This is a genomic window from Pseudanabaena sp. UWO310, assembly GCF_006861605.1.
Classification (GTDB): Bacteria; Cyanobacteriota; Cyanobacteriia; order Pseudanabaenales; family Pseudanabaenaceae; genus Pseudanabaena.
In genome coordinates this window covers 1-14,625 of sequence record NZ_SELU01000019.1, presented here as the reverse complement: position 1 = coordinate 14,625, position 14,625 = coordinate 1, and the positions used below count along the sequence as shown (strand labels likewise).

Here is a 14,625-nt window from a genome sequence, read left to right as displayed (position 1 = left end):
ACTATGCTCGGTAGCGATCGCCTCGAACCCAAATACCTCTGTTTCCCGCAAATTCCTCATCAAACATCAGGCGAAGCCAGTATTGTCATTAAAGCGATCGAGCAAGTATTCCAACTCCTGCCAGATCTAGAAAATCATCTACCACTTGAGCCTTACCCATTAACATCCATCGATCTTCAGAAACTGCTTGATTTCTTGAAAGGCGATCGCCAAGAACCCATTTGTGTTGCGGGGACATTTAGTAAGAGTGAAGCGATCTCCTACTCATATCAAGAGCTAGGACTAAATCTATTTGACCTACCTTGGTTTAGCCCTCCTGAGCGCAAAGTTTTTCGCCATTTCAATCTTCTAGATCTTTCTAATCACACTGATGTTCTCCGTGCCTGTTTCTCAACTACAAAGCCAACAATATTAGAAAAATATAACTTTACTGATGCAGCCAAACACCTTCAATGGGCAAAATGTCATCAATTTGCAAAAGCAATCCAGAATGCAGTGGGACACGGTAACAGAGATGAAATGCAAGATCCAAACAGCGATCGCACAACCTCTACATCCATGCAGTCTAGAATAAAAGAAGTTCAAAATAGTCATTCAGGTCTCCCCTGTGCAGATCGCTGTCAATTGTATGCAAAAATTGAAGAGATAAAGGGAATAAAGTTAAATGCTACTGACAATGATGAGAAAAAGCGTTTAGTTCTTGCTCAGCAAGTTGCCGCACTAGATTGTCAAACATACCGACTTGCTCAAGCCCTCTATACCCCTGCAATTGAAGACAATTTAGTAGAGTCTAGCAAGCTTGAGTCACCAAGATTTAAAAAAATAATCATTTTGGATGACAACGAAAATTTCAAGAAAGTACTCGAAGAAGAATTTAAAAAAGTAGGAAATACCGACTTAGTTGATTCTAAATTTGTTGTTGAGACTCTCAATGTAAAGTTCTGCTGGGAACACTTTGGGTTATTTAAGAAAGGTGAAAAAGAACCTTACGATCTGCTCAAGCAGCTTAAAAAAGAAGGAGTTTCTCCTGCGGAAATCTTAACTTGTTTTGATCTTGATCTTGGCAGTCCATCTGAAACATTGCCTAAAATTGTAAACAACTGTTTTGGCGGACATTGGATTTTGTATGGTACTGCCAGAGAACATCCTGATGTACCAAGACTAGTAATTACAGGTTTTCGCTCTCAAGAGTTACTAAGTTATACAGCAGGCGGTAGTGCTTATCTCCTCAAACCTTTCACAACAGAAAGTCTTCAAGAAAAAATCAAAGAAGCCTCCATATTGCATCGTGTCACATGGCTATGTCCTCGAAATATTCAGACTGACTATAGCAGTCTGCTTCCAACTACATCCGATGATAAGACATTCCAATTTGAACATATCCAACGTCAATTACACAATTGGCTTGAAAATCGGAGAATAGAATTGAAAATAATTGAAGATATTGACAGCAACAAAGAAAGGATATGTGAAAGTGATGTAATCATCATCGATCTTGACCAATCATCTGTTAATCAATCAGAGCCACAAAACAATCTAACTTGTCTGATTGAAAAAATTTCTCAAGTAGTTCATCTTAATCCTCATGCCTCTGTTTTAGTCATACTACCAATTGCTGAGGGAATCAACGATTCCTTTGCGGGCTACTACCGAAAATTACCACTAAATCTTCAAGACGGATCTGACATGATACTCAGAAAACCAATGTGGATTACTGACAACCTACATCCAGATCTATCATTAGGAGGTGCGATCGTTCATCAACTCAAACGACTTAATGACTATGACACTAAATATCAAGTACTAATTCCGATTGCTAGTCTTCTAAAAAACAAATCTGATAAATATTTAAACTTAGTAGATTGTATGAAAGCTCACGGTGAGGCTAGTCAAAAAATTAGTGAAGAAATTATTAAACCTTTAACGCAAGTTTTTGGTGGTGTCACTTGCCATGAACTGGGTATAAGAGGTAGTTGGTATGATGCAACAGCCAAAAAGATAGACGATACAGTCATTATGATCGAATTTTGTGCCAAATCATCTCTCATGGCTAAGCAGTTTATTGAAAAAACAGTAATTCGTTACTTGAGACAAGTAGCAGGAGAGGATGTTGTCCTCCTCCAAGAAATTCCTATACGCGGAAGGTTACTGTAATGCCAGACGAACAAATCAAAACAGTAATAGCGATCGCTGATAGCTCCGAGGCACCACCCGTATTAGCTGCCGCCCAAGTAATAGGAACTCTTCTGGATATGCAGAAAATTACTTGCGATCGCATAGATGAAGCGACAACAAAACAGTTGCCACGAGACTCAGTTATTCTCTTAACAGAAACCCAACTTATCAATCATCTTGGTTTCCTACGCTTACAAGGCTTTGGCGGTGCAGTTATCGTTATCATCTTCACCCATCGCTCCTTTGACGACTTAAAAAAAGAATTTCGGATTCTTAAATATGGTGGTTCCGATTCTCACAATGTCTGGGGCTATCCTTGGCAGGTTGTCGAATTACTAGATAAAGTCATCAAAATCAAGTACTTACAAGACGGTAATCTAGAAGCTCTTCAGAATCATCTAAAAGAGATCTTAAATAACCTTGATGCTCAATTCACTGAAGTTTTACTACCAACTCTGCAACGTCTTGTTCAAGCAAAAGACCTAGATTTTAAACTGCAACTTGATAAGCTCGAAAATACATTTAATGCAATGTTAGCAAATAACTCAGATGCACGTCATCATCAAATTCAAATCCGTGATGACAATCCCCAAAATATTTCTTTTCATTTCCAATCTCTCATACAAGACATTAAAACAAAGCAATCTTGCGAACCCGAACAAGCCGAAGATCTCAGATTTGTCTTCACACAATGGCGCGATCGCGCTTACAGAACTGTAGAAGGTTTAGCTGGTTTCAAGAGCGACTAAACCAGATCAATCACTAATTTGCACTAACTGTAAGAGATTGAGCTAAAATAACTCAAAACTGAGTTTCAAAGAATATTATAGCCAGAATCGTATCCCCATCTGGATTTCATTGCATAATTCATCAATTTTATCAATCTAGTCCATAGGATGCTTCCCTAAAGTATAAAGACTTGAGCATAAAATTATATGGCAAAAACCTCAATACTAATCTTGGATGACGAAAGGCGATGGCGAGGCGAACTGCGGGAAGTACTAACGGATGCAGGATTAGACTGTACTGCCATCTCGTTTGGTGAGGTCGCAGTCGAGACGGTACGTCAAGATCATGGACATAAAATCAAGATTGTCTTGGCTGATGAACTGTTATTAGAACCCGATGTCCCTGACGGCGATCGCCAGCACCTTCAAGGAAGTGATGTCCGCAAGCTTATTTATGCAATTAGACCCGATATTAAATTTATTGTCATTTCCCAGATGCCTCTGGATGAAGCTAAGAAACATAGTGACCCCGAACAGGCTGCGATCACTGCGCTGGAAAAAAGGGGGCAACTTAGCGGCGGGACAAATGTAATTGCTATGTTTGATAAGTTTGGTTTAAGAAATCCAAGTAGTTCAATTGAGGAATATAAAAAACTCATTCAAAAGATTCGCTTGGCTCTAGGTGAACCTAAAGCTAATATCAAGCCTGCACTATTTATCGGTCTGGGTCTTGAACGCTCTCAGTACGAAGACTTAGCAAAAGTATCGGAAATCAAAAAAGGTGATGAATTTCGCTTGCACAAGTTATGTGAGAAATACGGCAGCGATCGCGCTAGATATGTGGATAAATTCCTAAGAGAACAGGCATTTGGGAAAGGTGTGAAACAGTTTCTCGAAGTATTGGCTCAAGAAGCTACAGGTTCTAAAAAGCCCGAGCGAAATTTAGATCATGGCACAGTCAAGTATATCTGTACATTTATCCGCAAGCCTAACTCCGCAAGATTGTTACCATCACCAATAAAGGTTGGCAGTTCTGAGTTTCGTGTCTTTTTTATGTTGGCTTATCGTGCCGAAAAAGGAGAGTCACCCTTAATTCGCGAAGAAGACTATGTATATAAAGATCGTAGAGGACAAGTATCTAATCTTGGGGCAGGTATCAGTCAGTACTCCCTCAATCAGTCAGCCGCAGATGCTTATGGAGCGATCGATGATTCTGACGACAATGATGACATTTCCTTTGAGCTAGATGAGGAAATGCAACGTTATGTCGCTGAAGACATGGCTTATGAATTTGACAAATCTAGTGGTAGACGCAAACAAAAAGCCGAGATTGTCAAAGAGCAATCAAAGCTTAAGTTGCCTGTAACAAGAGCAAGAGCCTACCTTAAAAAAGACACTCAAGAAACAGCAACACTCGAACTACAAACTGAAATTGACAGTGAAACTGGGAAAGCCTGTGTTATCTACGTTCCCACATTTATTACAGGTATCATTCTCTACCCAGTTGATCGGGAAGTAACTCCTCAAGCGATCGCTAAAAAATAACTCCAGAGAAACTCAGTTACGAAAGTTACACGTACTAATCTCCTTTTATATCAAGGCTTCTGCATATTTTTATCGCAGAAGCCTTTTCTTTTTCAATCTGTGCAACCCCTATTTTTAGAGTTGCATTTAGGAGCTACATCAACCCCATTCACACATTGTACAAACAACGGACAAATCTAGAACATTTGGCAAACAAATTAATAGGGTTGTCGAGAGACAATTTTTGTATGCCGAACGCACACCAACTTTACTAACTAAAAGGAATCACCAAATATGTATCAATTTACTTCCGAATCTGTAACCGAAGGGCATCCTGACAAAATCTGCGATCAAGTATCAGATGCAGTTTTAGATGCCTGTCTTATTCAAGATCCTGCAAGCAAGGTAGCGATCGACTGCCTCGATAAAACTGATATTTTAGTTGTCACAGGTGAATTGACAACACTAGCGACGATTAACATTGAGGAAATTGCCCGTAAGAAGCTGCATGAAATCGGCTATGTGAACATCGAAGGATTCTCCTACGATACTGTCCGCGTCCAACTCGAAATTAGCCAGCAATCTCCTGATATTGGTGATGGCGTGTTTAAACAAGGAGTTGAAGATCTAGATTCGATTGGTGCAGGTGATCAAGGCTTGATGTTTGGTGGTGCTTGCAATGAGACTCCTGAGCGAATGCCCATTCCTAGTGCGATCGCCCACGCTCTTACTCATGGCTTGGCAGATTTGCGTCATCAAGACATGCTCTCCTATCTACGCCCAGATGGAAAAAGCCAGGTCACTGTCAACTATGACGAGCATGGCAAGCCTATCAGTGTGGATACTATTGTGATTTCCACACACCATGCCGATAAAATTGATGGAGTCACCGACAATTCTAAAATACAACAGAGAATCAAAGCCGATCTCTTTGAACTGTTGGTCAAACCTGTATGCGAAAAATTTAGCATTCGCCCACCATCGATGGAGCGATTTCTGTGCAATCCTTCTGGCAAGTTTATCATCGGTGGACCTCAAAGCGATTCTGGATTGACAGGTCGCAAGATCATCGTCGATACCTATGGCGGCTACTTTCGCCATGGTGGTGGTGCATTCTCTGGTAAAGATCCATCTAAGGTTGACCGCTCGGCTGCCTATGCTGCCCGTCATATTGCCAAAAACATTGTTGCAGCAGGGCTTGCTGATAAGTGCGAAGTACAAGTGAGCTATGCGATCGGTAAAGTGGAACCCACCAGCATTTTTGTAGAAACCTTCGGCACTGGCAAGGTGGATAACGCTAAACTGCGTCAGATTATCGAAAACCGTGACCTATTCGATTTGCGACCAGCCGCCATTATCAAAACCTTTGACCTTCGCAACTTACCTGCACAGCGCGGTCGTTTCTACCAAGATGTTGCCGCCTACGGTCATTTCGGTCGTAGCGATTTGGATTTACCTTGGGAACGCCTAGATAAGGTTGAAGCGTTGCAGAATGCTCTGCTCTGAATCGATTTGGGGAGTGTTTTCTTCACTCCCCTTGATTAGATTCTCCTTGCAAATTTTATTGAGGTAAACTATGAAAACAACCTACGCCGTTACAACACCTTTGTTTTATCCCAATGACAAACCCCATATGGGTAGTCTTTATCCAGCGATTGCTGCTGCTGTGATCGCCTGGCATCAAAAGCAAATGGGCAAAGAAGTTCTGATGATTACGGGTACTGATGAGCATGGTCAAAAGATGAAGCAATCAGCACAACTGCATGGACTATCGCCCCAAAATCACTGCGATCAAATGGCTGAAGAGTTCTTAAAACTATGGAAGTTAATGAATATTCAGAGCGATCGCTTTATTCGTACTACTTCACCCAAGCATGAAGCGATCGTGATTGAATTCTTCAAGCGTGTTGATGCTGCTGGTGATATTTATTTGGGAAATCAGCAGGGTTATTACTGTGTGCAATGTGAGGAGTTTAAGAGCGAAAAAGATTTGCTACCAGATCATATCTGCCCCATTCATACCAATCGTTCCTGCGACTGGCGCGATGAACCCAACTACTTCTTTCGCCTATCGGCATATCAGCAGAAATTGATAGAATTCCACGAACAGCATCCTGATTTCATTCAGCCTGAAAGCCGTCGCAACGAAGTTCTAAATTTTATTGTTCAAGGACTACGAGATTTCTCTATTTCGCGAATCAACCTAGACTGGGGTATTCCTTTACCGACAGATCCTGAGCATAGTTTGTATGTCTGGTTTGATGCTTTGCTAGGGTATATCACATCCCTATTAGAAACTGAAGATGAACCAACTTTAGAGAATGCAACATCAAAGTTTTATCCCATCGATCTCCACATCGTTGGTAAAGACATTCTACGGTTTCATACTATTTACTGGCCCGCGATGCTGATGTCGGCTGATTTGCCATTACCCAAAAAAGTTTTTGGGCATGGATTTTTGACTAAAGATGGTCAGAAAATGGGTAAAAGCCTCGGTAATATAATCGATCCCTATGACTTGATTGATCGCTTTGGAGCAGATGCAGTACGTTACTACTTTATGAAGGAGATCGAATTTGGTAAAGATAGTGACTTCTCTGAAAATCGATTCGTTGATGTACTAAATGCTGATTTAGCCAACGGTTTAGGGAACTTACTCAGTCGTACAGTCAATATGATACATCAGTACTGTGACGGAAAAGTTCCTACACTCAAACCCGCAGAGATTTCATCAAATCATGTTTTGAAAGTAATTGGTAAGGATTTGGGTGATAGAATTTCAATTCTGTATGAACAAATCGCGATTACTAAAGCCTGCAAAGAATGCTTCTCTCTCATTGATGCTAGCAATCGTTATATTACAGAGTTAACTCCATGGGAACTAATGAAGACAGGTGATCGTCCACAAGTTGACGAAATCCTCTACACAGTGCTAGAGTCACTTCGCCTCTATGCTTACTTGATGTACCCCATTATTCCTACATTGGCAAGTAAAATTTACATCCATCTTGGTTACCCAGAGGATCACTGTGATCGCGCTGCATTTTTTACATGGCAAGAGGCAGAATGGGGACTATTGCCATGTGGTCAACTCTTGCCGAGAGCTAAACCAATCTTTCAACGTATTATTATTCAGGACTGAGACTATCTTTCTGTATTACTAGGACATCCTTTCATATGCAGGACAGTCGAGAGAGTGTCACTCGAGATCGGTCTGTCCTGTAAATCTTTTGAAGCTTCTACAACAAATTGAAAACAGCTATCTGCTAAACCTAGAATTTGCTTGCCGTCTGGGTGTTCTCGCAACTTTGATCGTATTGATGGAGTCGAACACAAGTATACAAAATAAGCGGAAATACCGATGTCAGGCTGCTTACTTGATATATCAAGTTCTGGATTATTTGACTCTGGCGGTTCATTATATGGAATTGCTCCATCAATCGCAAAGCGAGCAATATATGCTAATGTACCAACAAATCGCTGCCAAGCCGTAGGTCGATCGCAGAAAGGTACAAGTGGCTCAATGGTTGCCAGAGCTGTAGTGAATCCAAGTCGAGATGCTTCTGCGTAAGGTTTCCATATAATATACTTCTTATCAGAACCTAAAAATTCTAATACTTTAGTAAGATTACTATTATTTAGCATAGCTGCGAACTGTAATCGATAATCAGAATGTCCCCCTAAATAGTTATCTTCCCAATTTTCCTCTATGGCTCTTTGGTGTAAAGATAGAAAAATAGCAATCGCTGCTGAAGGAGCAGGATCATCTTCCAGATCTTCAGGAAGCTTAGATCGGCTAAGAAATTCTAGACCAATTCTAATGGCTTCTCTAGGTGTATTTTCTATGGAAGCCATTGACATTACACCATAAGCAGTATAGCGAAATGAGGTATGAATCTCTTTGGAATATGCTATAGACACAAAGCGCCCAATCCCCCCGCCCTTTCGCTGACGATCAAGCAAAAAATCTACAACCTTCTTACCTACACCGTCATAACGATTAAGCCTAATTCCTGATGCCACTAGACCTCGTACAACTTGGTAAAGACCAAATATACTACCTTCAGACATAAAGTCTTTTAAAAGTGCTTCTTGCGCTTGTTCATTTTCTAATTTGCTGTACCAAAACTTGTAATATCTTGCTCTATTTTTACCCCAACTACCAACATCCGTTTGGTCATTGATCACAAATTCTTGCACCCTAGTAATAAGTGAAGAGCAATAGGAACAATAATTCTGGTTTCCATTGCCTTGGCAGTATAAAGGCTTTGTTGATGAGCAATCAACCTTATCTATTTCCCAATCGTCATTCTGTTTAATGATGCTATGAGTAAAATCACCATGGATTTGGAGAGTCTTATCTTGAACTGCCTCACAAAATTCCATCCAATTATCTTGCCATCTTGGAATCTCTAATTTAATGCCAATAGTTTTCATAGTTTCAGCACTGACTGGTTGAGGTGGTGTCTTTGTATTGCCAAGAACCTTAGTGACACTTTTTCTGTCTAGGTATTTAAATTTACTAAAGTTAGCTATACTCCCCCATTTCTTTAAAGCGCCCCTAGCTGTTTTAAGTCCTTCTTCTGTCAATTTAAATAGTAACATTTACTAAGTTCTGCTTCATTAATTTCAGTTGATTTTTGAATTTTAGCTCAAATTAGGTACAAATAACGTACATTTGTAGCGCAATCTCTCCAAAGCCAAATTATAAACTGCTATCAGGTCGAGCAATAAAGTTTCTATTTGACTTTCAAGTAAACCACTTTGTAACTTGGTAACTGGAATGTTTTTAGTAAAAGGACTCCATTTACTACATTTTTCAGTTATTTAAATAACGAAGAATTGCTTGAAACCATTATTTATAGACGACCAATGTCAGGTTCTAAATAAGTATTCTTTGGAGAAAACAAAATGTTGTTTGTCGATATCAAAAAGACCGCAGTTTCAGCATTCCTTAGCTTAGCTGTTGCTGTTCCTAGTAGTGTTATGCTCTCTCAAATATTTGCAAGTCCTAGCGAAGCTGCCAGCACTTGCGAATGTGTTGGATATGTCAAGAACCGTTTTGGCATCACTGTTTCCGTAGGTAATGCCAAAGACATGATCTACAGCCTGCCCAATCTTGGATTCACCCGTATCAGTAATCCTCAAGTTGGTGCAATTGTAATTATGCAACCCACCTTTCGTGGTGCTAACACTACCTACGGACATGTGGGAATTGTCGAGAGAACTTCAGTCCGCAGTGGCAATACTTATCTGACTGTGCGGGGGGCTAACCAAGGTGGAAATTGGTTCACTGAATCTAACTGCTCCAACGTTGCCATAGTAGATTTTGGAACTCCTGTAAACGGGCGTTCTGATGTCTCTTACTGGGTAAAAGGGAATACTCCCCAACCTCCAACCAATCCGATCCGTTACGTCAGCTTCTCTGGAACTAGTGCTTCTAGCGGCATCAATGTCCGCTCTGGCCCTGGTTCAAACTTCGGGGTTGTCCGACGCATTGGCGGTAATCAAAGAGTGTACTTTGATGCTTGGCAGTACGGCACTACTGAGAGAGATTTGTGGTTGGGTACACCAGATGCTCGTTGGTATCGCATCTCAGGTACTAATCAATGGATTTCCAGTGCTGTTGTCTATGGAAATGCTCCTGGCTCTCGCCCAATGCCATAACCTCTGACGACTATATGTGCGGCGCTTTGCGCCGTACATATAGCTAATATTTCTTAGAAAATTTGTAGGTTTTCATGTTTACACAACTTCCCAACAAAGTAGCGATCGCCTCATTTGTCCCGCTTCTATTCGCAAGTCCTAGCTTTGCAGAACCATTATTAACGAGATTCCCCAATATTTCCCCTTCTTCTCTCGATAACAACCCGCCGATCTGTTTTGCTCAGCTCTCTCCTAATCAGGCACTAGACCTCTCATCTATCTGTGGGTTTCGCAGCCCGAATATTTGTAATGTCGAATTAGGTGAAGCATCTGAAAAGACACGAGTACTTTCGGAATTTTGCAAAAAGAATCAACGATGCGAACAAACAGGTACTTGCGATCAACAACCCGCAGGTTTACCTGATGCTAATTCTGACTTTCAAGGTTAAATTTCAAGGTTAATATGAATTCTCAAACTATTAATTCAGCTAATTCCGCAATTCCCTTTGCCACGCCGACAAGTCCTTGGCAATTGATGAAATCGGGCAAAATCTCCTGCGAAGATGCCCTAGCCCAACTGGTATTTTCTGATGGTACAGTTGCCGTTAATCTGCTCGATCCTGAAGTCAGCGATCGCTTTTTTCAAAAGATTGGTAATCAAGTGGGACTACCTGCGATTATTCCTTTGCTACTATGGCAAGGGCGCTTTTTTCTGGGTTCCCCAGAGGAATTATCTGTTCAAGATATTAAGAGTCTCAGTTCGCGATTAGGAATGAATGTGGAAATAATTGCGATTAGCAAAAAGAGTTATCGTGATTGGTTTCGCAAACAAAATATCCGTATTGGTAGTGTTTCTGATATCTCTATTAGTGAGGGAAATTTACCCTTTGGGGACGATCTCGAACCGATGGCGATCGCAGAAACCGCCGAGTTAAAGTTAGCTAAAGCCACAGACCAAATCGGGCGAATCAAAGCGATTCTCGCTAGTGCTTTGCAATGTCGGGCTAGTGACATTCACTTAGAGCCTACCGATAAGGGGTTGCGGATTCGGTTCCGTATTGATGGCATTCTCCGCGATATCAAAACTTTACCGCTAGAAGTGAGTCGCAAAGTAATCGTGGCGCTGAAGGTCATGGCGGAAATGGATATTGCTGATAGTCGCCGCCCTCAGGATGGTCGTATTGGTGAGCAGTACACTGCTGAAGATAACATTGCGAAGGATTTGGATCTGCGGGTGAGTACTTTGCCCTGTGTCAATGGCGAGAAAATTGTCATTCGGCTATTGCCTCAAGAAAATCCCTTTACCAATATTGCGGATTTAGGCTTTACGGAAAAGGCGCGCCATACTTATCAAAACTGGCTCAGTCAACCACAAGGGATGATTATTTTCACGGGCCCAACAGGTTCGGGTAAAACTAGTACTCTCTATACGAGCTTACAGGCGATCGCTACGGAAAATGTCAATGTCACGACGGTGGAAGATCCTGTGGAGTATGTCCTCTCCAATATTACCCAAACTCAAGTTAATGAGTTAGCGGGCATGACCTTTGCCTCTGGCTTACGGGCGATTCTTCGTCAAGATCCAGACATCATTATGGTTGGTGAAATTCGCGATGCAGAAACGGCGGAAACGGCGGTTCGGGCGGCGCTAACGGGGCATTTGGTGTTAACGACGATGCACACCAATGATGCACCTAGCGCGATTCCTCGCATTAAGGATATGGGACTCGATCCTAGTTTGGTAAGCGATGCTTTGCTGGGTGTGGTGGCTCAACGCCTTGTGCGTCGTGTTTGTCCCCATTGTTCTAGTGCCTATGGGCCATCTGATCGTGAGTTGGAGGCGATCGGTTTGGTGCGGGGTGAGGTGAGTCATCAAAACTTTCGTAAGGGTAAGGGCTGTCCTAAATGTTTTGATACTGGCTATTTAGGTCGAGAAGCAATTATCGAATTGCTGGAGATTGATGATTCTATTCGGCAAATCATTTATGAGGGGTCGATGACGCAATTGACGCGCTATCTCCATAGCAGTGATTTCCAGTCTTTTCGCCAAGCAGCGATCGCGAAGGTTATGTCTGGCATCACCACGATCGCTGAGGTTTTGCGGGTGCTGCCTCGTTCTGCTCTGGCTAAGCGGAATTTGTCTAAAGAAATTCACAACAATATTAAGTTGCTCAATGCCAGTTGAGCTTTGGGAACTTTGCTTGTAATTCTTCTATGCATCCCCATCATGTTCAAGTCTTGATTGACAATTTTTATAACTAAGGATTTCAAACTAATGCAATCACAAAAGAAACAATCCCGCCTTTCCCTCGTTCCATTATCTGTATTGGGTGTACTCTCAGTTTTTGGCTCAGTATTGGGAATGTTTTCTCCTTCACTGGTAGAAGCTCAGACTGCTTATAATGCCATCAAAAACGTTGGCGGGAAATGTTTGGATGTTCAAAATGGCTATGTTTATACCAATGGCACAGCTACACAGATTTGGGAGTGTAATGGCACTACAGCACAACAATGGCAAGTTTCTGGAGAAACACTTAGAAATGCTGCTGGGAAGTGCCTAGATATTCAATCTGGACAAATTTTCACAGATGGACAACTTGTGTGGCTATACGACTGTAATGGCACAAATGCTCAGAGGTGGACTATTAACAGTTCAGGTGAGATCCGCAACCCTGTGAGTCAGAAATGTTTGGATGTCAGAAATGGGTGGATTGGTACTATTGGTACTCCTGTACAAATTTATAGTTGTAATGGAACGAATGCTCAAAAGTGGTCTGCTAATTCTACTTTTCTTATTACTTGGAACTATCTCTCTAATAGTTCCAAGTCTGCTCTTGGTCGAACTGCTACTACCGATGCAGTAAATACATGGATGTCAAAGATTCAGAGTGGTCCTCTGGGTAGTCCTGTTCAAAATGGTTTTACTTTCAGTGTTATTGAGGACAGGACAATTGGTAAGAATATCTATGCACGTTCTGACTACGATCAACAAACTGGTGCTCCAACACTTAGAATTAATCCTGATTATTTTTTTGGATTTACTCCTGCTCGCCAGAAGAAAATTATTATGCATGAGTTAGCGCATTATATGGGATTTGGACAGCAACGTTTCCCACAATTTTACAATAATGTTAAATGTCCAAATTCCACAAATTGTTATTTAACAGGTAACAATATCATTGCGGTCTATAATTCCACTTTCCCATACGAGAATGTTGTTTCAGTTCCCTTACAAGGAGATGTGGAAGTCCCGCGATTTTCTGTTTCTGAACGCACGTATGGATTTGGACACTTTTGGGAAGGAAACTCAAAACTAAAACGAGACTTGATGAGTGCAGCTACACTTGAGGATTATTCAGAGAACGATCTAAAGTTCACTATAGCGGTTCTGAAAGACATGGGTTTTTCTATCAAATAGGATTTCCGTAGGGGCAATTCATGAATTGCCCCTACGGAAAATTAGGGTTTCAGGTCTTTTTGCGTGAGTCCTATTATTAGCCATTTATTGGTTTTTTAAAGCTTCATTTAACCTCGATTTATCTTGCTTCAGATCATGAAAAATGCAAAATGTTTATTAAGGATTGGATTATTTAGTTTAATAAGTTTAAGCGCTTTCACTCATCCATCATTGGCTCGTTATCCATATCCAGAAATTAGTAAATCTCTTAAATATGAGCCGATTTGCTACATTGAAATCTCAGGTGGTAGAGTTTTAGATTTGAGTAGTATCTGTGGAAAAGGTACAACTGTTACTGCACCTACACCTTATGTTACACCTACACCCTATATTGCTCCTACACCTACGCTTTTCGTTACTCCTACACCACCACCTTCTACTGCTCAATAAGGGGAGCAAGTAAATGTGTGACAACGATTCGTGTCTGAGAAGGACACATCTCTTCAAAGCCTTTTCTGGCAGTGGTTTTAGGCGCTAATTTTGATAATTTCTATCTAAAAGACTGTTTGAAAAGTTTTCGCACTAACAAATTACGACTTTTAGGCGTAATTTGTTAGTTGTTTACTCGTATTCTAGTTTGGGTGGATAAACTCAATCACTACCATAGGGCTAAATGTAATACTTTCAGCCCTATGGTGACATAGCAAAAGGATAAAAACATAGATAAAACATGATTTTCATCTACATCTAAATACGCCCAAAATTTTTCAAGCAGTTTCTAAAGCTCAGAACAGAATGGAGAATTACAGAGCATTACGGCTGAGCCACGAATTGGGCGAATATTATCCCTTTCTTTGCTTTTCCACCTGAGATTCGCAGGGCTATTTATTATACCACTAATGCTATTGAGTTGATGAATAGCAGGTTACAGAAAGTGATTAAATCTCAACAGATTTTTTCTTCCGATGACGCTACTTTCAAATTAGTTTATTTGGCAATGTGGAATATCTCGAAAAAGTGGGTGATGCGAGAGTGTAGAGTATTTTGTGTAAAGTCTGGGATATATACAGAGAGACAATCTAGACACACAACTACTAACACCAAAACAGATGAATATACGCAAAGAACTGCTCGATGAATTGTTGCAAGAATGTA

11 protein-coding genes and 1 pseudogene are annotated in these 14,625 nt (G+C 41.0%); 11 read left to right on the top strand and 1 reads right to left on the bottom strand.

Translation table 11 applies throughout. The annotated features are described in order from the left end of the window. Positions 1-3: 3 nt before the first annotated feature. From PseudUWO310_RS08225 to metG, 5 genes are all read left to right on the top strand, one after another. The gene (locus PseudUWO310_RS08225; RefSeq protein ID WP_142600202.1) at positions 4-2,154 is read left to right on the top strand and encodes a response regulator; all 2,151 of its coding nucleotides are present in this window, start codon (positions 4-6) and stop codon (positions 2,152-2,154) included. Next, complete coding sequence (locus tag PseudUWO310_RS08220) at positions 2,154-2,924, top strand: hypothetical protein (RefSeq protein WP_142600201.1); 771 nt, start codon at positions 2,154-2,156, stop codon at positions 2,922-2,924. The genes PseudUWO310_RS08225 and PseudUWO310_RS08220 overlap by 1 nt, the downstream gene beginning before the upstream one ends. A 186-nt stretch (positions 2,925-3,110) precedes the next feature. Next, positions 3,111-4,448 (top strand): hypothetical protein, encoded by a 1,338-nt coding sequence (locus tag PseudUWO310_RS08215; protein WP_142600200.1) that lies wholly within the window; start codon positions 3,111-3,113, stop codon positions 4,446-4,448. Positions 4,449-4,721: 273 nt separating this feature from the next. Beyond that, entirely contained in the window at positions 4,722-5,933 is a 1,212-nt protein-coding gene (metK, locus tag PseudUWO310_RS08210; RefSeq protein ID WP_142600199.1) for a methionine adenosyltransferase, read from the top strand. Between the two features lie 70 nt (positions 5,934-6,003). Next, positions 6,004-7,569, top strand: a complete 1,566-nt coding sequence (gene metG / locus PseudUWO310_RS08205) for a methionine--tRNA ligase (protein ID WP_142600198.1) — start codon at positions 6,004-6,006, stop codon at positions 7,567-7,569. A gap of 2 nt (positions 7,570-7,571) precedes the next feature. Here metG and PseudUWO310_RS08200 read toward each other — a convergent pair whose 3' ends face one another. Then, entirely contained in the window at positions 7,572-9,017 is a 1,446-nt protein-coding gene (locus PseudUWO310_RS08200; RefSeq protein ID WP_223805579.1) for a hypothetical protein, read from the bottom strand. Between the two features lie 321 nt (positions 9,018-9,338). Between PseudUWO310_RS08200 and PseudUWO310_RS08195 the strand changes: the two genes are divergently transcribed. The 6 genes and pseudogenes from PseudUWO310_RS08195 to PseudUWO310_RS23250 form a co-directional block, all read left to right on the top strand. After that, positions 9,339-10,094 (top strand): CHAP domain-containing protein, encoded by a 756-nt coding sequence (locus PseudUWO310_RS08195; RefSeq protein WP_142600196.1) that lies wholly within the window; start codon positions 9,339-9,341, stop codon positions 10,092-10,094. Positions 10,095-10,168: 74 nt separating this feature from the next. Then, on the top strand, positions 10,169-10,522 hold the full coding sequence (locus PseudUWO310_RS08190; protein ID WP_142600195.1) for a hypothetical protein: 354 nt from the start codon (positions 10,169-10,171) through the stop codon (positions 10,520-10,522). A 14-nt stretch (positions 10,523-10,536) separates the two neighbouring features. Beyond that, complete coding sequence (locus tag PseudUWO310_RS08185; RefSeq protein WP_142600194.1) at positions 10,537-12,258, top strand: GspE/PulE family protein; 1,722 nt, start codon at positions 10,537-10,539, stop codon at positions 12,256-12,258. 90 nt (positions 12,259-12,348) lie between these two features. Next, complete coding sequence (locus PseudUWO310_RS08180) at positions 12,349-13,491, top strand: ricin-type beta-trefoil lectin domain protein (protein WP_142600193.1); 1,143 nt, start codon at positions 12,349-12,351, stop codon at positions 13,489-13,491. Positions 13,492-13,626: 135 nt separating this feature from the next. Then, on the top strand, positions 13,627-13,920 hold the full coding sequence (locus tag PseudUWO310_RS08175; protein ID WP_142600192.1) for a hypothetical protein: 294 nt from the start codon (positions 13,627-13,629) through the stop codon (positions 13,918-13,920). A 379-nt stretch (positions 13,921-14,299) separates the two neighbouring features. Then, a pseudogene (locus tag PseudUWO310_RS23250) lies at positions 14,300-14,497 on the top strand (transposase); the annotation flags it as partial. Positions 14,498-14,625 lie beyond the last annotated feature (128 nt).